Source organism: Acidobacteriota bacterium (genome assembly GCA_016196065.1).
In the GTDB taxonomy this organism is placed as follows: domain Bacteria; phylum Acidobacteriota; class Terriglobia; order Terriglobales; family Acidobacteriaceae; genus Acidiflorens.
In genome coordinates this window covers 45,247-67,016 of the sequence record JACPYL010000010.1, presented here as the reverse complement: position 1 = coordinate 67,016, position 21,770 = coordinate 45,247, and the positions used below count along the sequence as shown (strand labels likewise).

Annotated in this window: 13 protein-coding genes; 7 read left to right on the top strand and 6 right to left on the bottom strand. The window is 56.2% G+C overall.

What is annotated here, in order from left to right:
• Positions 1-76 precede the first annotated feature (76 nt).
• From HY010_03755 to HY010_03735, 5 genes are all read left to right on the top strand, one after another.
• Positions 77-3,853 carry a TonB-dependent receptor gene (locus tag HY010_03755; GenBank protein ID MBI3474820.1) on the top strand — a complete coding sequence of 1,259 codons (3,777 nt, stop codon included), beginning with the start codon at positions 77-79 and terminating at the stop codon, positions 3,851-3,853.
• Between the two features lie 193 nt (positions 3,854-4,046).
• Positions 4,047-4,970 (top strand): tetratricopeptide repeat protein, encoded by a 924-nt coding sequence (locus tag HY010_03750; GenBank protein MBI3474819.1) that lies wholly within the window; start codon positions 4,047-4,049, stop codon positions 4,968-4,970.
• 106 nt (positions 4,971-5,076) lie between these two features.
• Positions 5,077-7,068, top strand: a complete 1,992-nt coding sequence (locus HY010_03745) for a sulfatase-like hydrolase/transferase (protein ID MBI3474818.1) — start codon at positions 5,077-5,079, stop codon at positions 7,066-7,068.
• 136 nt (positions 7,069-7,204) lie between these two features.
• Positions 7,205-7,906 carry a hypothetical protein gene (locus HY010_03740; GenBank protein ID MBI3474817.1) on the top strand — a complete coding sequence of 234 codons (702 nt, stop codon included), beginning with the start codon at positions 7,205-7,207 and terminating at the stop codon, positions 7,904-7,906.
• Positions 7,907-7,910: 4 nt separating this feature from the next.
• On the top strand, positions 7,911-8,459 hold the full coding sequence (locus HY010_03735) for a hypothetical protein (GenBank protein MBI3474816.1): 549 nt from the start codon (positions 7,911-7,913) through the stop codon (positions 8,457-8,459).
• Here the strand turns inward: HY010_03735 and HY010_03730 are convergent, their stop codons facing one another.
• From HY010_03730 to HY010_03720, 3 genes are read right to left on the bottom strand one after another with little or no spacing between them, the layout of a single operon-like run.
• Positions 8,460-10,583 carry a sulfatase-like hydrolase/transferase gene (locus HY010_03730; protein ID MBI3474815.1) on the bottom strand — a complete coding sequence of 708 codons (2,124 nt, stop codon included), beginning with the start codon at positions 10,581-10,583 and terminating at the stop codon, positions 8,460-8,462.
• Between the two features lie 4 nt (positions 10,584-10,587).
• A complete protein-coding gene (locus HY010_03725) occupies positions 10,588-12,540 on the bottom strand; it encodes a sulfatase-like hydrolase/transferase (protein MBI3474814.1) in 1,953 nt (650 codons plus the stop codon).
• Between the two features lie 53 nt (positions 12,541-12,593).
• Entirely contained in the window at positions 12,594-12,857 is a 264-nt protein-coding gene (locus HY010_03720; protein ID MBI3474813.1) for a hypothetical protein, read from the bottom strand.
• Positions 12,858-12,951: 94 nt separating this feature from the next.
• Here HY010_03720 and HY010_03715 point away from each other — a divergent pair, with 94 nt between their 5' ends.
• Positions 12,952-14,811 carry a sulfatase-like hydrolase/transferase gene (locus HY010_03715; protein MBI3474812.1) on the top strand — a complete coding sequence of 620 codons (1,860 nt, stop codon included), beginning with the start codon at positions 12,952-12,954 and terminating at the stop codon, positions 14,809-14,811.
• Between the two features lie 119 nt (positions 14,812-14,930).
• Positions 14,931-15,629, top strand: coding sequence for a hypothetical protein (locus HY010_03710; protein MBI3474811.1), 699 nt, complete (start codon positions 14,931-14,933; stop codon positions 15,627-15,629).
• Here HY010_03710 and HY010_03705 read toward each other — a convergent pair.
• From HY010_03705 to HY010_03695, 3 genes are all read right to left on the bottom strand, one after another.
• The gene (locus HY010_03705) at positions 15,626-18,895 is read right to left on the bottom strand and encodes an error-prone DNA polymerase (GenBank protein MBI3474810.1); all 3,270 of its coding nucleotides are present in this window, start codon (positions 18,893-18,895) and stop codon (positions 15,626-15,628) included. The genes HY010_03710 and HY010_03705 overlap by 4 nt on opposite strands.
• Before the next feature lie 65 nt (positions 18,896-18,960).
• Positions 18,961-20,577 (bottom strand): DNA polymerase Y family protein, encoded by a 1,617-nt coding sequence (locus HY010_03700; protein MBI3474809.1) that lies wholly within the window; start codon positions 20,575-20,577, stop codon positions 18,961-18,963.
• Positions 20,578-20,648: 71 nt separating this feature from the next.
• Positions 20,649-21,566, bottom strand: a complete 918-nt coding sequence (locus HY010_03695) for a hypothetical protein (protein MBI3474808.1) — start codon at positions 21,564-21,566, stop codon at positions 20,649-20,651.
• Between the last annotated feature and the right edge of the window lie 204 nt (positions 21,567-21,770).

Genomic DNA, 21,770 nt, shown 5'->3' with positions numbered 1-21,770 from the left:
CTTGCAACATTGATTTCCAAAAGGTTCCGTGCACAAACAAAACCACACGCAACAAGATTTACAAGGGGGTAGGTGAATGAGAAGACTGCAGTTTTGCCTGGCAGTGTTTGCCCTTCTGGCTCTGACATGTAGCGCTTTCGCACAGGTCACGAACGGCCAGCTAACCGGTACAGTGACCGACCCAAGCGGCGCGGCGATTGCGAACGCTAAGATTACGGTCACGAATCCAGCAAAGGCCTTTAGCACTTCCACCACAAGCAACGCGAGCGGCAACTACACGGTAAGAGAAATTCCGGTCGGCACGTATAAGGTCGCAACCGAAGCGTCTGGCTTCAAGACCGTCGCTAACAACGACGTGGTCATCAATGCCGGCACGATTGCTCACGTTGACGTCAAAATGACGATGGGCCAGGCAAGAGAAATCGTCGAAGTGACGGGTGCCGCGGCCTCGGTGAACACCGAAGACTCCAAGCTGGCGACAACGGTAAGTGGCGCACAAATCGCGAACCTCCCTTTGAACGGGCGCAACGTTTTCGATTTGATGCAGATGAGCACGGGCGCGGTCAACGTGGCGGGTGTTGATTTCGAAGCCGGGCATGGCACGGTGGTCAACGGCGTGCGCGAAGACTTTAACGGATTCCTTATCAATGGTGTATCGAACAAAGGCTTGAGCGGCGGATCGATCAACGTTCCCATTCAGGACTCGGTCGAGGAATTCCAGCAATTGCAGCTGAATATGTCAGCGCAATACGGCAGCAGCGCGGGCGGCTCCGTGAACCTGGTCACCAAGTCGGGCACCAATGCGTGGCACGGCAGCGGCTGGGAATATATCCGCAACAACGCTTTGGATGCGAACGACTTCTTCCTGAATCAATCTCAAACCAAGCAACCGCCTCTTCATTTCAATCAGTTTGGTATGACCATCGGCGGTCCGATCGTGCGAGACAAGCTTTTCTTCTTCCTCTCGCTACAAGGCGACCGTTTCAAATCGAGCGGCACGCCGATCACGGAACTTCAGGAAACGAAGGCGTGGCGTGATGCCGTCATCGCTGCAGATGACGCCGCGAACGCAACCGGCGATCCAAATATCGTAACGAACTCTACGGCAGCCCTGCTCTACAAGAACTTTGCGCCCTCGGTCGCGGGCATCAGCGACAACGGGCTGACCGCAGATGAATATATGAATGCGTTCAACGGAGTGCCATTTGGTACGCCGAACCCGGACTACACCCCCTTCCTGTGTGGGGGCGTTGGAACCCCGCTGCAAACGCAAAAATGGATCAACATCTTCGGAGTCAACGCAACGGAATCTGCGGCTTGCGAGATCCCGGAAGTGACCGGAACACTCAACCGAACCGACATTATTCAGCAGAACAGCGTCGCCATCTTCAAGACGCAGGTCGGGGGCTTGGCCAATGCCAACCTGTTCAACGGCAATGAGGCCTCGCTTCGCGTGGATTACAACTGGAATGCCAACAACCGCTTCTTTATCCAGTACAACTACAACCGTCAGACCGATCAGTTTGGTCCCTGCAACGCGTCATGTACGCGTGGTTTCTCCAATCCGCTGCGGAATAACTTCCCGCAAGGATCGTTGAGTTACGTACACACCTTCAGCCCCTCCATTCTTAACGAAGCTCGACTCGGCTACCTGCAGAACAACGCCAAGATCACAACCAACACCGGTGGTGTCCCCGCCATAGCTTTCACCAACGACGGTTCGGCTGGCTTTGGCTCCTACAATGGCTATCCGCAATCCTTCAAAGAGAACGTTTACAGCTATTCCGACCTAGTTTCGATCAGCCACGGAAACCACAATATGAAAGTTGGCGTGGATTTCCGGCGCAACATCGAAAACAGCGAATTCAACGTCGCACGCCCCTCCTATTATTTCTACGACCAGGTGTTCTTCGCCGGGGATGCACCGTACGCACAATTCGCTGGCGTGGACCCTGGCATCTGTAAGGCTCCCTGTTCCGCCGGTTCTTTCAATCAGATTCCATCGGCACAGTTGAGCACCAACGTGCGGCACTGGCGGAATCTGGAAATGGGCGCCTTCTTCCAGGACGACTGGAAGGTGTCCAAGCGACTGACTTTGAATTTGGGTATCCGCTACGATTTGTACAAACGGCATACGGAAGAAGGTGACGCGGCCACGACCTTCATCCCAGGTCCGGGTGACAATATGCTAAGTCAGATCGGCCAGGCCAATATTCCCGCGGGCTCGACCGGTACCATCGATGGCGTTGCCTACGACTGCACTTCCGACTCATCAAAGCTGCTCTCGCAGCTGGCGGGGATTTGCGGTCCGGGCGGTTTCGCACCTGCGAAGGCCCTGGGTGCCGGCGACCACAACAACTTTGGGCCGCGCTTAGGCTTCGCGTGGGATGTGTTTGGCGATGGAAAGACCTCTGTACGTGGGGGGGTCGGCGTCGCCTACGAGGGCACGTTATACAACCCGCTCTCAAACTCTCGCTGGAACCTGCCGTACTATTCGTTTAACCAAATCATTCCGGGCGGGGTTGGGGTTCCGGGCGCGGACGTTGTTTTTGGGCCTTCGATCTGTACCGGCGCACCGCCAAATGGGATTTGTGCTCAGGATCGGACAACTGCCCCCAGATTTACCGGGGATCCAGGTCCGTCCCAGAATCAGGGCCCCCCGGGCCAGTCGCAGGCTCAAGGCAATATCAATGGGTGGGATCCGAGCAACCCCAACCTAGCTACCCTTACGGGAATCATTTTCCCGAAGGGAATCAAGGATCCCTACGTTTACAACTTCTACTTCAGCGTGCAACGCGAAATTCTGCCGAAAACCGTACTCCAAGTGGATTACGTTGGCACGGCCGGACACAAGCTGTTCCGCTCTGAAGACATCAACCGCCAGCCGGGATCGTTCCTGCCGACGGGTTCCACTGTCACCGATAACCTTGGCCGCGATTGGAACGGAAATTCCGGCCGTCTGAACACGAACTACGGCCGCCTGCGAAACTGGCAGAACGCCGTCAACTCCAACTACAGTTCGTTGCAGACTTCATTGAAACGCCAGATGAGCCACGGGCTGCTGTTCAACGTAAACTACACCTGGAGTCACTCCATCGACGAAGGCTCGACCTGGCATAGTGGCGCAACCACAGCAAACGGTGCCGCTGCCGGAGAAGGCTTCACAACGGATCAGACCATACCGGGCCTGGATCGGGGTAACTCGATCTTCGACGTCCGGCATCGGCTGGTTCTCAACTATGTCTACCAATTGCCCGGACAAAACCTGAAAGGCGTTTTGGGCTGGATAGTGGGAGGCTGGTCGTATAACGGCATCTGGTCGTTCCAAAGCGGGGCGCACTGGGAACCATACACGTCGCAAGCACCCAGGCTGCGGGAAATCAGCGATCCGACAGCAGGATGTACGGCGGCTGATGTTCCAGACAATTGCCAGAACCTGCGAGGCGACTTCAATCTGGATGGCGGCAGAAATGACCGACCGAACTCCAGCCGATCAGGAGTGAGCGGAGTAACTCACAGTCAATGGGCTGACGGATGGTTTGGCGCTGCCACTCCCGTCAACATTACATTCTCGAATCCGTGTTTGGCTTGTGTCGGTAATCTGGGCCGCAATACCTTCGTTGGACCAGGCTACTGGAAAGCTGACATGACACTGTCGAAGGTCTTCAAGTTTACCGAACGGGTCAACTTGAAGTTCGACGCCAATGCGTTCAACGTTTTCAACCACACCAACTTCGTCCTGGCCACCGCAGGCGGAGGAGCCCACAACCAGCCGCGCTTCGCCAACTTCGGTCAGGCGGCGGGCACGCTCGGTCCACGGCAATTGCAACTGGGAGTGAAAATCAGCTTCTAACCGCAGCTGCCCGTTTCAGAGGCTTGTTCCCTTCCGGGAGCAAGCCTCTTTTTCTTTGCGGTAACATTCATTCGCAGGGTCTTGTCCCATGATCATTGACCGGTCCGTCCTCTTGCTCTCCGTCGCCGCGTTGTGCGTAGTTTTCTGCACGGCGCCGCTGCAGGCTCAACGATCAGCGAAATTCGGAGCTATCGTGGGCCAAGTCAGGGTATCGAAAGGCGACTTTCCTTTCGTTCCGGTTCTGATCACGCTGGGATTCCGCGGATCGCCCGTCCAAAGCATGTACTGTGACGATCAGGGCCGATTCAGCTTTACCAGTCTCGTTGCGAACGAATATCGGGTTTCAGTGGACGATGACGCATATGTTCCAGTCGGCGACAATGTGAACGTAAACCCCGAAATTTCAACCTTGAACATTGTTCAACTCATGCTGGTGCCGCGTCTGTCAAAGAAAAAAGACGATCCTGCCAGCCGGGTAGCGGGAAGCAATCCATATCTGATCGATCCCGCCGAGTATTACCAGCGCTTTCCCAAGAAGACCCTGAAGGAGTTTGACCAAGGTGTGGAAGCTGAGAAGAAGGGGAAGACCAATGAGGCAATCCTGCACTATGAGAAGGCGATTCGCTATTCTCCGGACTTTTCTCCGGCGCACAATCACCTCGGGTCCGCCTATTTGAGCCTTCAGAAATTCGGGGAAGCAGAGAGCGAGTTTGCAGCGGCACTGAAAGCAAATCAAAACGACTCGCAGGCGCACTTCAATCTGGCAAATCTGCTGTTGTTAACCAAGCGCTACGATCAGGCCAGTACAGAAATTGAAGAAGGATTGAAGCGTGAGCCCAATTCCGCATTCGGCCAGTTTCTACAGGGGTCGCTGTACTCGCACACCAACCGTCCCGAACTAGCCGAAAAAAGCCTGCGAACCGCGCTGCAGTACGATCCAAAGATGTCGCAGGCGTCGCTGCAACTGGTGAATCTGTACCTGCAACAAAAACGAACGCCTGATGCGATCGCGGAGCTCGAAGCCTATGTCAAATCTTTCCCTGACACTCCGTTTGCACCGCAAGCGCGCGACCTCCTCAAGAGATTGCGGGGAGAGGAATCAGGTAGTGCGCAATGATCCGTGAACGTAAGCTTGCGTCCATGTCTGCAGTTGCTACGCCGACATGCATTCGCCAGCTTTCATCCGGGTGCGAATCCACCGGTGCTAAACTTTCCTTACTCTTATGTCCTTGATCCGCCGGTGGCTGTGCGTCTTCTGGCTGGTGGCAAACGCGGCGGCTGGAACGGTGAAGGCTCCGGCCGCGCCTCCCAACGTCGTTCTGATTACTCTGGACACTGTGCGCGTGGATCGTATGGGATTCATGGGATCGTCACGCGGACTCACACCAAACCTGGATACGCTGGCGCGTCAGTCCGTCGTATTCACCCGCGCGTATTCGCAGGTCCCATTGACAACGGCATCACACGCCACCATCCTTACGGGGACCTATCCACAGTTCCACAAAGTCAATGATTTTGGCGTGCCGCTGGCGGCCGACCTGCCTTATGCGCCCGACCTCCTGCGAGCGCGTGGATATCGCACTGCTGCATTTATTGGTTCCCTGATTCTCGATCCGGGTGCAAAGTCGGCTCCCGGCTTCGACCGTGGGTTTGAGACTTTCGATGCAGGCTTTCACAGGCGGCGACCGGGAGAGAACCGCTACCAAGCCATTGAGCGGCGCGGGGATGAAGTGGTGGCGCATGCACTGGCCTGGCTGGACCAGCACCCTCGCGGACCGTTCTTCCTGTGGGTGCACCTTTACGACGCCCATGATCCCTACGATCCGCCGGAACCCTTCAAGACCCGCTATGCCTCCGCGCCCTACGACGGCGAGATTGCTTATGCGGACTCGGCGGTCGGCAAACTACTGAGTCAGCTGCGCGTGCGAGGTCTTTACGAAAATTCCTTGATTGCAGTTATGGCCGATCACGGAGAAGCATTAGGCGAGCACGGAGAAAGCACACATGGAGTTTTTCTCTATGACGAAACCATTCATGTGCCATTGCTGTTCAAGTTGCCTGCGGAACGCTCTGCCGGCGGGCGCGTCAATGACCGCGTCGGGTTAGTGGATGTGCTGCCGACGATTCTGCGAGTTGCAGGATCGCCGGTTCCAAAGGAAGTGCAGGGGGAGTCTCTGGTCCCGCTGATTGGGCTCACACCGAATCGAACGGCTGCGGGCGCAGCGTCGGATCGACCGGCGTACGCGGAGAGCGACTATTCCCATCGCACATTCGGATGGAGTTCCTTGCGGGCGTTGCGCACGGGAAAATTTCTGATCATTGACGCACCACGCAAGGAACTTTACGACCAATCAGCAGATCCGCAGGCGCTGCACGATGTGTCGAACACTTCGTCCGCGGTGCTCCAGACCCTCTCTGGTCAGATCGAGGCGTTTCGCCAAAGGACAGTGGGATCGCGCGTAGCGCCCCCCACTCGAATGGACGCTGATCTACAGGAAAAACTGGGAGCGCTCGGATATGTGGCATCGACTGCCGGTTCGCCTACACTGCCCGGTGTAAAGGACACGGCTGCCGATCCCAAAGACAAAATCGAGATTGTGAACTTGCTGCATCGCGCGGAATTGCTTGAGGAGAACTCGCAATTTGCTGACTCGATCCCGCTGCTGGAAGATGCCATAGCCAAACAATCGGATATCCCCATTGCTTATCTGAAGCTGGGGACAGCATTGTCAATCGTCGGGAACTACAAGAAGGCGATTCCGGTCTTACGGAAGGCGGCGGAGCTACGCCCGGATCTCACCGTTCCGCGCTACCAACTGGGATCGGCATTATTTGAAACCGGGGACTTTGCCGGGGCTGCAGTGGAATACGAAACCGTGATCGCCCGATTGCCGGATTGGGGCGAAGCGCGTTTCTCCCTAGCTACCACTTACGCTCGACTTGAGCGCATGCCGGATGCGATCCGGGAATACAAGCAAGTGATTCAGGTGCGCCCGAATCACTATGGCGCTCACCTGCTGCTGGGTCGAGCTCTGGCTCTCACCGGAAATGCCGCGGAGGCTGTGCCTTACCTGACCAAAGCCTCGATGCTCCAGCCCAACTCTCCGGAGCCTCATGCGTTTCTCGCAGATGCGTTTTTGCAGTTGGGACAAGAATCCGATGCGCAACGCGAGCAAGCGGAAGTCTTACGACTCAGAGTACCAGGGAACCACTAAGACGGGGCCAAGGTTTGCCAACAACACATAGTGCGCCAGTTTCGTTGCGGATGGTATGCGAAAAGTAAGGGTATGCATGTAACTCGAATTCCGTTGTATCATGAAAACCCATGGAAGTATCTGCAGGAGGAAGGAAATGAATAGTAGTTATCCTACCTTGAAACCAATCATGCTCTTGCTGTTTATGTCTCTGTTGTTGACGGAGTTTGCAGCAAGCCAGGATTCCTCAGCAGCACTACTGACGTTACAGCGATCGCGAGCTGCCCTCGACATCAGCTCCAGTGCTAAACATGCCCGAGGCTTGGAAGGGATGACGTATGGCAATCCGGGAGATGTGTGGAGCTATCCGAACTCCCTTGCCTGCCTGGTGGTCTACGGGAACGGAAAGTATGTCCTCGAAAAACGGGACGAGCAGACTGTGGGCAAACCGAAAACTAAATCGGCTGAGGGAACACTATCAGCGGATGAACTCACGCAACTCAAAACGATCCTGGATGACGAAGCACTGAAAAAGATAACCACCCCTAAGATTCCAGACCTTCCTGAGGACACAGCGGCGTTGCGTGAGATCGAGAGCCTGGATTTGCAGATCGATCGTGCGGGAGCCACACAGCATTTCACAAGCATGAAGCGCCGGATCAAAACCGGAGCTTCCAATGGATCCATGACCGCTGGGGCATCGACCGGCATGGACACATTTCAAGACAACGAAGCACCCTTCAAGAAAACACTCAGTCCTCTGATGAAATGGTTTGAAGGCATGGAAAAGAAGAATAAGTCGGGACTGAAGGAATCGAAGCCACAATACTGCAGACCGATTAACGTAGGAATCGAGTAAGACGATGAGACGTCCAATCAACATTATTCTTGGTTTCGTGCTGGGAGCAGGCCTAGCGGCAGCCTCGGATCAGCCGCCGGCTAGTGCCTCTCTCCTTCGGCTTCTTCTTTCTGAAGTGCAAGCCGGGACAATGGCTTCGGAACAATACTGTGCTCTGGTGTTTGCGGACCGCCGAATTCACTTCGAAAAGGCAACCCGCAAAATGGGGAAAGACAAAGATCGCAAGGTTTATGAGAGCCAACTCTCAGAAGGCGACTGGAATGCACTGAACACGATCCTCGACGACAAGGGACTGCGAGAGCTGCGCCTACCTCAAGGTGTGCCACCCCTGGTCATCGAAGATGCGCATACCATCGCGATCAGCATTTCCCGCGACACGAAATATCAGAATATGGAGTTTCTCGACAACAAGAGCCGCAAGCCCTATGAAGCACGTTTGAAACCGCTGCTTGGATGGTGGAAGAGTCAGCGAAGCGGGCACATGACGGCTTCAACTGCCGCACCCGATCCGAAATGCTCCCTCGACAATGCGCATGGAGTGTTCAGCCAGTAGTTAAGGCCGCGATTGCGGGATAAGTTCGCAGTACCTTGGCTGTAGCCGGCAGGCCGCATCGTATTCAGCGCGAGCCTTATTCTCCCGCCCGACCTGTTTCAGTGCGAATGCGAGATTCAGGTGACTGTCCGCAAGACTAGCGTCCAGTTTCAACGCTCTCTCATAACTTCGAATCGCTTTTTGCAACTGGCTCGTGCGGTTGTAGCAAATTCCCAGGAAGTTGTGCAGGTGGGCATCTTCAAGACCGAGGGCGATCGCTTTCTCCAAGTGAGGTGCGGCGGCGGCGTAATCCTTTTTTTGGAAGAGCGACATGCCGAGTTCGCGTTGGCCTGCGGAAAAATTTGGCTGGATAGCTACCGCTTTTTCGTAGGCAGACTGGGCTGCCGGGAGATCCGTTGTCGCCGATAGCAAACCAATCTGATACCAGGCCCGGTAATTTTGGGGATTGCTCTTCAAAGCTCTATTCAGCCAGGCTTTGGCATCGTCCTCGCGGCCGAGTTTCGCCAGTGCCCGGGCAAGTCCGGTCATGGCGTTATCGAAATTCGGATTGAGTTCCAGGCACTGTTGTAGCTGTTCAGCCGCCTTCGCCCAGTCTTGCCGTCTCAATGCCGACTCTCCGAGCAAGAAGGGAATCACATAGATCTTTGGATCCCGCGCCTGTACGTCGCCGAGAAGAGCTTCTGCGCGATCGGGATCGTTGCGTTGGAATGCGTCTTGCGCTTTCAGGATGGCGTTGAATTCCCACAGCTTCTCTTTGGGATCGGCCAGGCCCGCTTTGATCTGCTCCGGCGAGATTGCAGCGCGGAATCCGAAGTAGCCGAGAGCGCGCAGTTTTTCCTGCGCATCCGGGCTCAGACTTCCTGCATTCGAGGCCTGCTGAGTAAATGGATTGTGCGCCAGATGCTGCCGTAACTTCTCTTTCAACACTACGACGGTCGCAGGCTGCTGATCAGCGATGTTATGCGTTTCTCCTGGATCGGCGTCCAGATCATACAATTCGGGCTGCGGAGCATCGATGTAATGAAAGCGCTCGGACTCCAGCGCGTGCAGCGGGCTCCATCCAAACGAACTGAACGGGTAAAACGTTTCGCTGTACGCCGGTTCGTGTTTTTCTCCGTCGGGTCCGAACAGAGGCTTCGCCTGGAGCTGCTTTTCGATCGAATCCTTAACACCGGCCAGCCGCATCATCGAAGGCGCGATGGCGGCGGTTTCCACGGGTTCCACGCGGCGTCCAACCTGAATGCCGCTACCAGCCTGGGGTTTGACAATGAGCGGGACGTGTACGGTGGCGTTGTAAATGAAAAATCCGTGCTCGTCTTCGCCGTGCTCCGCCAGCGACTCACCGTGATCACTGGTGGCGACGATTACTGACGAGTCATACAACTTGTTTTGCTTGAGGAACGCGATCAGCTTGCCGAGTTCGTGGTCAGCGTAGGCGATTTCGCCGTCGTACAAATGGCCTTTGTACTCGCTGCTGTAGGGCTCGGGGGGATCGTAGGGATTGTGTGGATCGTACACGTGCAGCCACAAGAAGAAAGGACGTCGCGGAGTCTTCTTCAGCCAGGCGATCGCATGGGTCACGCTCTCTTCAGCGCGGCGATCGACCAGGCCGATATCTTTTTTCTGAAATGTTTCCGCGGAAAAAGCGTCGTCGTAGAGATCGAAACCGCGACCAAGGCCCCAACTACGATCAAGGACAAACGCGCTCACTACCGCTCCGGTGGCATAGCCAGCCTGCTGGAACGCCTGCGCAACCGAGCGAAAGTGGGGAGCAAGAGGCTGTCCGGTGAAATCCTGGACTCCATTTTGAAATGGGTACGTGCCAGTAAGAATCACTGCATGAGACGGCCACGTCAGCGGCACTTGCGAGATTGCGCGTTCAAAGACGATGCCGTCATGCGCGAGTCCATCGAGTGTTGGAGTTTTGACGGACTGAGCGCCGTAACAGGAGACATGATCCGCGCGCAGAGTGTCGATGGTGATCAGGATGACGTTCGGCCTGAGCGGCGCTTTCGTAGGCGGGACGGGCTTTTTGGACTGGCCATGCACCGCCGACGCAGTTAGCAGCACGCCTGCTTGAAGAGAAACGAGCAACCTGCGGAATTGTGGGAAGCTCGGGCGCATGGATCTATTGTGGCGGCGCGTGGGCGCGACGCATTTCCTGTTCTGCTTCTGCAGTGAGTCCCTTGGCAGCCAGCGCTTTAGCCAAGGATTCGTGAACACTCGGTTCCTGTGGCGCCAACTCCACTGCGCGACGTAATTCTACGAGTGCTTCGTCGAGCTTGTCCTGATAGAGCAACGTTTCACCCAGCGCGCGATGGCTGCGAGCTAACTCGGGATTGACCGCAAGCGACTTCCGAAATGCTTCGGCAGCAGACTCCAAATCTCTCTTCTGAATGAACGCCACTCCCAGATTGTACGCGGCCTCAAAGTTCGTGGAGTCGAGCGCCAGGGCGCGTTGCAAGGTCACAATGGCGGGATCGATTTGTCCAGCGTGGGCTTGCGCCATGCCAAGATCAAATACCGCGAGGGAATAGTCAGGACTCAGTTGAACGGCTTTTTGTAACTCCTCGACCGCCTCTGGAAACATCTTGCTGCGATAGTAGTTCTTGCCTTGCAGATAATGCGCCGGCACCGATTGCGGATCGGTCTTGAGTACTGTCTTCAATTTCTCAATCGACGACGGATAGCGGCCGTGCTGGCTGTCCGCGATCGCATCGGAAATCAGTTCGAAGGCGACAATGCGGTCTTTGGGGTCGGGCAGGCTACGATCGGTAATCGTAGGATCGCTGCCACCGGAAAATCCCGCATAGCCGAGGGACTTGAGGCGCTCCATCAGCGCGGGATCGAGAGGCGTCTTCTCAGCCATCTCTTTTCCGGCACTGTAATCCCGGATGAGTGCGGCTAGCTTCGCGCGCATTTCTTCGCCCACAGCCTTCTTATCTGGAAGCAGATTGTGCTGCTCGCCGGGGTCTTTCGCGAGGTCGTACAGTTCAGGGCGCGGTGCGTCGATAAAGTGGTACTTCACGTTCTCGGTGCCGCGGAGTTCGCTCCAATTGAAATGAATGCGCGGCAGGAAACTCTCGCCGTATAGACTGCGCTCGCGGTCTATCTTGTCGCCATGGATTGCCGGGAGGAGGGTGCGGCCCTGTACTTGCGACGGTATCTCCGCTCCGACAACCGATAGAACGGTTGGCATCAGGTCGACCAGCGAAACAGGGGCGTCAATTTTCATCGCTGCCGATTTTCCAGGGAGACGAATCATGAGCGGGACGTGCATGGTGGCGTTGTAGATGAAAAAACCGTGCGTTTTTTCGCCGTGTTCGCCGAGGCTCTCACCATGGTCTCCGCTCAAGACGATGACAGTGTTCTGATAGAGGCCCTTGTCTTTCAGGAAACGGAGAAGGCGTCCGACCTGCTCGTCGGCGAATGCGATCTCTCCGTCATACGGATGCGATGCGTACTCAGAAGCGTAGGGCTCGGGTGGTCGATAGGGAAAATGCGGATCGTACAGGTGCATCCACAGAAAGAACTTCTTTTGCGAATTCTTGTTGAGCCAATCTAGTGCCTGGTCGGCGACAAGGTTGCCGGGGCGTTCCATCTCATCGAGATTGGCTTCTTCCAGGCGGCTGAAGTCAAAGTGGTCGTAGTAGAAATCGAAGCCCTGGTTGAGTCCAAATCTGGAGTCGAGGACAGCGGCGGCGATAACCGCGCCGGTCGCATATCCGGATTGCTTGAGCACCGTCGCCAGCGTAGGCTGCTGCGAACTGAGTTTGTTGGCGGCAAAATCGTGCATGCCGCTGAGCATGGGATAAGTGCCGGTCAGCATCGCGGAATGCGAAGGGAGCGTGACGGGAACGGTCGTGAATGCGCGCGTGAAAAGCGCTCCTTCGGCAGCAAGTCCATCGATGTTGGGAGTCTTGATTTGCTGGTAGCCGTAGCAGCCGAGATGGTCGGCGCGAAGCGTATCAATGGTGATCAGGACGACGTTGGGAGAAGACTTCTCTGGCGTTTGCGCGGTAACCCTCAGCGCAGTCATCGCCGTGAGAAGGAGGAAGAATCGCCGGAAAAGGAGGCGCATCGCTGAAGACTGATTATCTCATGGCACGAATCTCTGCCTTCAGTCTTGGGGCGTCATTTGGTGTCGGTCACACTCACGATGAGTAAGACCAAGCCGATGGCAAATACCAGTCCGAAACTACACTGCGAGATTACCGGCAAGTAGCTATCCGGAAATAATTCCTTGTATTTTTTCGCAACTCTCCAGCCATCTCGGTTCCACCATGAAAAACGTTCCTCCGGAGGGAGCCGGTTGTTCACAGCAACCTTCATAGAAATGTCGGAAATCGACGCTATGGAAATTAGCATGACGAGGACAATCACAATGAGTGCCGGCATGGCAAAATCCTGGCATGATTCTGGAAATAAGAGAAGGCTCGACTTGGATTCGTCCCTCCCAGTTTTCCTGAAAGACTGTGATAGGCTGGCTTTCATGAGGCGATTGGCCCTTGTATTGTGCGCGCTTGCGCTGCTGACCCCTGCGTGGGGACAAGCGGCGGCACCGCGTCCCGCTGCTCCGGACGTGTTTCTGATCACAATCGATACGCTGCGGGCTGACCACGTCGGCTGCTATGGATACAAGGACATTGAAACGCCGGCATTGGACGCGCTTGCGGCCGACGGCATTCGATTCGCGCACGCGTACACGCATAGTCCGATTACCAACACGGCGCACACTTCGATTCTGACTGGCCTGTTGCCAAGCCAACATGGGGTGACCGATTTTGGAGTGCCGCTCGCTCCGCAACATGCTACATGGGCCGAGTTGCTGAAGAAGAAGGGCTATCAGACGGCTGCATTTATTGGCACCGTAATTTTGGACAGCAGTTCGCTGGCTCCGGGCCTCGACAAAGGCTTTGATTTCTATGACAACTTCCCCGCGAAGACAGAAAGTAAGGATCGTTTTGGTCGCGTCGAACGGCGTGGGATGGACGTTGTAAAGCACGCCGAGGGCTGGCTCGAGAAACACCGCACTGGCCAGAGATTTGTTTGGGTGCATTTGTTCGATCCGCACGACCCTTATGAACCACCGCCGCCTTTTTCGGAGAAATATAAGAACCCCTATGACGGGGAAATCGCATATGCGGACTCGGCCCTGGGAAACTTTATCGCCTTTCTAAAGAAGACCGGCGCCTACCCGAATGCGGTCATCATCGTTGTCGGCGATCATGGCGAGGGCCTTGGCGACCACGGAGAAGAGACGCATGGGCTCTTCCTTTATGACTCGACGCTGCATGTGCCGATGATCCTGAAGCTGGGCGGCTCCGCGCATCACGGCGTAGTGGTCGATTCGCAGGTGCGGAGTACCGATATTCTCCCGACCATTCTTTCGCTCACCAAGATTGCCGCGCCTGCCGAGTTGACGGGCGAATCGATGCTTCCGCTCATCCAACAACCGTCGGGCAGCCACGATCTATTGGCGGAGACCGATTATCCTCTGCGTTTTGGTTGGGCTCCGTTGAAGGCTTTGCGCGCAGGAAATGTGAAATTGATTGATGCGCCCCGTCCGGAGCTGTATGACTTGAAATCCGATCCGGGGGAAATGAAGGATATCTATCCCGCTGGCGGCGATTCGTTGAAGAGCATGCAAGCGGAGTTGGCCAAGTGGAAGCAAAAGGCTGGCGTGGACGAAGCGGCCAAACCTGGCGCAGGACTCCCCGATCCGAAAGACAAGATTGAAGTGCAGAATCTGTTGCACCGAAGCATGCTGGCGTCTGACGACAATCGCTCTGCCGACTCACGGGGGTTTCTGGAGAAAGCGCTGGCACTTGATCCCACGTCGCCGACCACACTGCGCCAACTCGGCGAAAACGAACTGGCGGCAGGAGATTTCGCCAAGGCCGCGATTCATCTGAAAAAAGCGCGGGAAGTGCGCCCGGAAGATTCGACGGCGGCATTCGAACTTGGAGAGGCGATGCAGAAGACCGGCGACTTCGCTGGAGCCCGCGACGCGTTGGAAGCCAGTTTGAAGATGGTCCCGAGCCAGATGCCCGCGCGTTTGCTGCTGGGCCGCGTGTATCTCGACCTGAAAGACCCCAAGAACGCGCAAGATCAGTTTGAAGCCGCATCGCTGGTCGATTCGAATAATGTCGACGCTCGACTTGGATTGGCCGAAGCGCAGATTCAGCAGTCTGATTTTGCAGGCGCATTGCCGGATCTGGAAGCATTGACGAAGAGTGATCCAGCGAATACTGCCAGCTTCAGGTTACTGGCGCGCGCCTATCGAGGGCTGGGACGGGAGCCGGAGGCGAAGCAGGCCGAGGCGAAAGCGGCCACGGCAGAGAAAAAATAGGACGCGGTGGCTTGGAATGAAGAGCATTCACAGTCTTTTCATATTCCCGGCCTATACTCTAGCCTGGCGTTCGCGCTCGTTTCCCCATGGTACAGACCCGCACATCCTCGAAAAAGAAAGTGAAAGGGGATTCGAAGCCCTCTCGCCCTGCGACGCGATCCAAGCCCGCCGCACCTGCTGAGATTGCTGACGACGAACTATCCGCGATGGTATTGCGCGCCTGTGGGATTGCCCGCGACTCCGTCTTCAACGTGCGCGATTTTCTTGCGGACAATTCCCGCATGGCGTTTCTCGCTATCAAGGAATGTGAAAAAGAGTTGGACCAGATTGAACGTAAGATTGACGAACTTCTGCCCGATGCAATCACGCGTGTCGACGAGGTGAAAGCGCGCCAGTTGCTCGCTTGCCTGAAATTCATCACGGACCTGGAACGTATCGGGGATCTCTCGTACAGCGCCGTCATGCAATTGCAGGCGCGTCGCGACAAACTGCCGGCAGAGGATTCCAGGCAGTTGATCGAGATGGCTACCTTACTGCATGGGATGCTCGACCAGGTACATCACGGATTTGAAAAGCGCGAGGTGAGTTACGCGCGCGACGTCCTGCAAACCGATCCGGAAGTGGACCGCATTTGCCATGCCCTGTTTCAGCGGCATCTGGCGGAAAACAGCGATGGCTCGAAGCACTTCGACATTCTCCTAACTGCGCAGGCTTTGGAACGGATCGGCGATCATGCCAAGAATCTCGCTGAGGAACTCTACGGCCTGGCCGAAGGCCGATCCCTGCGGCACAACGCAAAAAAACCGTCGTCGAACTAATGAAAATCGTGGGACGCGGTTTCGGCTTGCGTGACGCTCAAAGACGCCACTTTTTCCGCCTTGATATGAATCACGTTGTCCTGGTTCTGCAATATTCCCTCGATCATCAGGAAGCGTTCGGAAATTAGTAGGACGCGATTTTTTTGCAGCAGGTCGGGAGCGATAATTGCGTTGGCAATTCCAGTCTCGTCCTCCAGGCTCATGAACATCATTCCTTTGGCGGTGCCGGGACGCTGGCGAGCGATGACACAGCCTCCTACACGCAAGCGGCGTCCATTGGGGATCTGCGCGAGGTCGGAGGCACGATAAATTCCAAGTTTCTTCATCTCGGCACGGCGGTATTGCATGGGATGCGGGCCGATAGTCAGGCCAGTCCCGTTGAAATCTGCGACTAAACGCTCTTCTTGGTTCATGATCTGAAGCGGAGAGTGCGCATCAGATTCGGGGAGTTCATCGAGCAAAGGTCCCGACCAGCGGACGGCACGTTCGACTTGCCAGAGCGCGTCGCGGCGATGAAAAGAACCAGTGGTTAGTGGTTGGTGGTTAGCGGTAAGTTTTGATCTAACCACTGACCACTGACCACCGGCCACTGAATTCAGCGCGCCGATTTCCGCCAGCGTGGTTAATTCGGCGCGGCGCAATTCCGGAACGCGACAGGCGAGGTCATGAATCGAAGCGAACGGTTGCAGGCTGCGTTCCCGGACTAGCGCCTGGCCCGCAGGCTCGCGCAGGCCACGAGCATAATTCAACCCCAGACGGACGGATTGCTGAGTGCTGAGTGCTGCATGCTCCAGCGTGCATTTCCAGTCCGATCGTGTCACGTCGATCGGCAGCATTTTGAGTCCATGGCGCTGCGCGTCTTTTACGATCGTGGCGGGAGAATAAAAACCCATGGGTTGATTGTTCAGCAAAGCGGCTGTAAAGGCGGCAAGGTAGTGACACTTCAAGTAGGCGCTGGCGTAGGCGATCAGGGCAAAGCTGGCGGCGTGCGATTCGGGGAATCCATAGAGCGCGAATGACGTGATGGACTGGATGATCTGTTCCTGCGTTTCCCCACGGATTCCGTTTTGCGTCATGCCGGCCCGGAGTTTTTCTTCGATGGTCTTCATGCGCGCTTCCGAGCGTTTGAAGCCCATGGCACGGCGCAGTTCTTCGGCTTCGCCCCCGGTGAAGTTTGCGGTGATCATGGCCATGCGCAGCAACTGCTCCTGAAACAGCGGCACCCCGAGAGTGCGGCTCAATACATTTTCGAGCGATGGGTGTGGATAGGTGACGGCTTCCCTGCCCTGACGCCGCTTGAGAAACGGGTTGACCATGTTGCCCACGATCGGTCCGGGCCGAATGATCGCGACCTGCACGACAATGTCGTAAAACCGCTGCGGACGCAAGCGCGGCAGGCAGGACATCTGCGCCCGGCTTTCTACTTGAAACATTCCTACCGTATCGGCTTTTTGTAGCGTGGAATAGACCGCGGGATCGTCAGGCGGAAGATGTGCCAGATCTACTTCCTCTTTATTGTGATGGCGGATGAGTTCGATCGAGTCCTTCAATACGGCCATCATGCCGAGGCCGAGGAGATCGACTTTGATGATACCGAGGTCGGCGCAATCTTCTTTGTCCCATTGCACAACCACGCGATTGGGCATGGAGGCAGGCTCCAGCGGAACGACGGAATCGAGGCGGCCCTGGCAGATGACCATGCCGCCGGAATGCTGTCCCAGGTGGCGCGGGAGATCCTGCACGGCGAGGCACAACTCGAAATATTTTCGGATGCGCGGATGCTTGAGATCGAGCCCGGCATCGCAGAGACGGCGGTCGAGGGCATCGTGCTCGTCGCGAAACTCCCAGGTAGCAACCGCGGAGGAGATTCGCTTCAACGTGTCGGCGTCGAAGCCAAGCGCTTTGCCCATTTCGCGTGCGGCCATGCGGTTGCGATAGGTAATGACATTGGCGGTCATGGCGGCGCCGCGCTGGCCGTAACGTTGATAAAGATATTGGATAACGCGCTCACGTTCGTCACCGCTGGGTAGATCGAGATCGATGTCGGGCCACTCGCCGCGCTCTTCCGAAAGAAAGCGCTCAAACAATAATTCCATCGCTATGGGATCGACTGCAGTAATGCCGAGCGAGTAGCAGACGGCGCTATTGGCGGCCGATCCGCGGCCCTGCACGAGAATATTTTCCTGACAGCAGAAGCGGATCAGGTCCCAGACGATCAGGAAATATCCTTCGAGATGAAGTTTTTCCATTAACGCAAGTTCGCGCTCAATCTGGCGTCGGGCGCGCGCTTTCAGGTCGGGAGTGGCGCGGCCGTACCGGCTCTGAAATCCTTCGCGAGTGCGCTCGCGAAGAAACGACATCATCGTCTCGCCTTCAGGGACGGGATAACGCGGGAATTCGTATCCCAAATCGTTGAGCGTGAACTCCAGACGCTCGGAAAGCTCCTGCGTGTTGGCGATGGCCTCCGGGAAATCGGAAAAGAGAGCCTGCATTTCAGCCGGCGACTTCAGGTGACGTTCGGAATTTCGCGCGAGCAGGCGTCCAGCGGTGGCGAGCGTGCGGTGATGGCGGAGCGCGGTAAAAGCGTCGGCGAGTTCGCGCGCGCGCGGGATGGCATAATTCACACCGTTGGTGGCGAGCAGCGGGAGATTCAACTGCCGGGCGATTTGAACGGCAACGCGGTTGCGAGATTCTTCCTCTCGATGAGCGTGGCGCTGGAGTTCGACATAGACATTTTTCTGGCCGAATAATTCTGCCAGCCGCTGAACGATTTCCAATGCTGCCTGTGGGCCTTGTTGTAACGCTGCCGCGAGCGGACCTTCCTCGCCGCCGGTCAAGCAGATCAATCCACCGGCGTGCTCGGCGAGGTCCAGTCTGTCGGCGCAGGCGCCTTCTTTTCGCCCGACACGTAACTTCATGCGAGTGATGAGTCGGCAGAGATTTTGATATCCGGCTCGAGATGTTACGAGCAACGGAAGGCGGGATTCGCCACGGAGACGTCCGTCGGCTTCGTTCAGGACAGGGTGTGGTGAAAACGAATTCCATGTCACCTCCGCGCCGATGTGTGCTTTGATGCCTGCTTTCTGGGCGGCCAGATGAAAACGCGGCGAGCCGTAGACTCCATCGCGATCCAGCAGGCCCATGGCCGGCATACCCAGCCGAGAACAGGCTTCCATCAGCGACTCGGGAGCGGAGGCACCTTCAAGAAAGCTGAACGCGGAACGGGAATGGAGTTCAATGTACACAAACCTGTTGCTAGTTGCCAGTTGCTGGTTTCCAGTCTGTAAACTTCCGGCGACTGGCAACTAGAAACCAGAAACTAGTGACCGCCTTAGTCATACATTCCTTCCAGCCACCAGTTCCGCGACAACTTGTCTTCGACCAAGCGGTACAGGATGATTTCGTTTTCTGCGGGGACGGCGATGTCCCATTCTTCGCGGGACCATCCTTCCTGTTCATACCAGTCGCCGGAAGAGCGCCAGGGACCGGCCGTCCAGACGATTTCACCCGCGATTTCATGGGGAGGAAGGCATTTCAGGCGCATTGGCGTGCCGTTTCTCACATTTACGATGGCGCGCAGCGGTGGACGAAATAAGCGCAAGGCAATCACAGCACTCATTTTTTCCTGCGCGTTTTCCTGCTTGCTCTCTTCGAGGCGAATGCCGTCATTTTCTTGCATGAACATTTCTTTCTTCTTTTTGTTCGACGATTTCCTGATTTCAGGTTGAGCCGGAGCAAAGGGCTGTATCTGAAAGGCCCCGTCGCGATGCGTGTCCAGTAATTCGGCTGCACCTACTCTTCCCTGCCCGACGATCCCGGCAATGCGAGCCAGTGTCAGTTCTAATTTTTCTGGCTCAGGAAATACGGGAAGAAACAGTCCACTCTGCGCCGGCCGTGGACGGGCAGGCTCGGCGGCGAGATGGATTTTCAGGATCGGCGCACCCGGCGGGTGCGATTGCAAGTCCAGTTGCAAGAGCTTGAGAAACACTTTCGCATCCAGCATCGGGACAGGCAGACGCAAAGTGCGCGTGAATGTCGAGGTGTTTTCGGGATCGCAATCTTCTGCCTTGTCCACGAGTTCCAATTGCAACTGAATTTCCTGCACGGCCAGCGCGCGCGCATCCAGACGGGCACACAACTGCTCCAGCATGCGATTCAACAGAAATGCCAGTGGTTCAAGCAGCACAATCGGATGTTCGAGTTCGATGTCCTCTTGAAATACAGGTACGCATTCAAACAGGCAAAGATTGCGGGAAGCGCTGCCCCGCGCCAGTTTCAACAGACGGATGCCCTGTTGTCCAAGCCGTTCGGCGACGGGCACTTCGGGAAGAGCCGAGAGAGCACGCAGATTGCGGACGCCCCAGCGATCAAACGTCTCCAGCCAGCGCGCGGCCTCGTTTGCGTCGGAAGAAAAACTTTCCAGGAGCACATCGACCGGCAACTCACCGAGACGCTCTGCTTCGCGTCCTTGCGGAATCAACGTCACGCCAGGAAAACCGCGGGCCGCCAGCACGGCGGCATCGGGATTGGCGGCCACAGCAACATTTGCTTCCAGCCCCATGGAAGAACTGCGACGCGCCAACTCACAGGCAATTTTCGGCAAAGATCCGAACAACGGCTCCAGTCCCGCAAGGTTCAGAAGTATGGTGTCGGGCGCGGTATCTTCTACTTCTGGGGAAAATGACTGCGCACAATCGAGCAAGGCGGCGTGCGCGGATGTTTCCTGCAGTTCCGAACGCGAGCGGAACATGAGGTTCTCCCACGCTTCTAACTGCGATTTTGTAGCGCCGGTTTCGACGTCCAACTGACGGGCTTTCTCGTTCAGAGCCACAACTTTCTCGAGTGGCGCCCACCCGGCGAGTACGACTACGGGCTTTCCACGAAGCTCTGGTTCGGAGCGAATCAGTGCTTCGGCGGGAAAATTCGGAATGAAGAGGCAGGCAAACATGGAGCAGGTCACAGGTCTTAGGTCACGGGTGTCAGGCAGAGCTTTTAGCTTTTAGCTTTTAACTAATCCTTTTAACCTGACCAGGCGGCTCGGGTTGTAAAGTTCATTACGGATTTGGGCTGCTTGCGTTCCAAGCGCGAACGAAGGAGTTCAGCATTGATTTCGAATTCGTCGAGCAATTCGGTATGTGACAGTCGGCCCGCTATATGCGGCGTGCAGAATGCTGCGTGCTTCTTCCCAGTGATCTGTGATCTACGGCCTGTCACCTTCATTAATATTGACGAACAGCTGCCGGCGATTGGCTGCTGTTCCATGATGAGAAACACGGTCGGTGTGTGCTCGACGGCTCGGCGATAACGGAACCAGGATGCAAGCGGGATTCGACGCGCGCTGTGTGCCGGAACATCCGAAAGATCAAGTACGATCATTCCGAATCCATTGCTTTGCAGAAGCAGGTCGGTCACTTTCAGAACCTGCTCCAACGAAGATTCCCACTCCCGCCGATGGTTGTTGAAACCTGAATTGGAAGTCTTGGATTTGCGATCCCGCAGCGAACCAGCAACTGGAAACTGAAAACTGGGAACTGTTTTCCTGCATCGCACCCAGAGCAACCGTTCCATCGCCACCCCGGCGGCTGCAGCCGAAGCTGGATTCATGGCATCGCTGGCATCCACCAGCGCACAGACTTCTCCACGCCGGGTGGCACAAGCGAGCGCAGCGAAGAGCACGCTGGTTCGGCCAGAAGAAGCTGGTCCATAGATTTCCGTCAGACAACCGCGCGGAAAGCCGCCGGTCAACGCATCCAGTTCCCGAATCCCGCAGGAAACCATCTCGGGCGCCGGACGCACATGCAGACGCGAAGCCGGCGTGATGGCATTTGCGAATCGGGGGAGCGCTTCCAGCTTTGTCAGGAGCGCTGCGCTCGAACGAGCCGGAAAAATAAAAGGGCGGCTCATCGCCGCCGATGAAAACACCGGAGAAGCAGACATAAAACCCTCAGAATTTCAGAGAACACAACGGATTCGAGCAGGCTGTAGTTTCGCTTTTTATTCGCCTAAAAGATATTGATCTTCGTCCCCGGAGTTGTCAAGGGGCGAAACAAAAAATCGTGGAGTTTTGGCAAGTTGCAGGCTGGATTGGACTTCCGAGACGATCCTCTTTGCCGCAGAACAAATGAAGCGCGGGGATTGCGG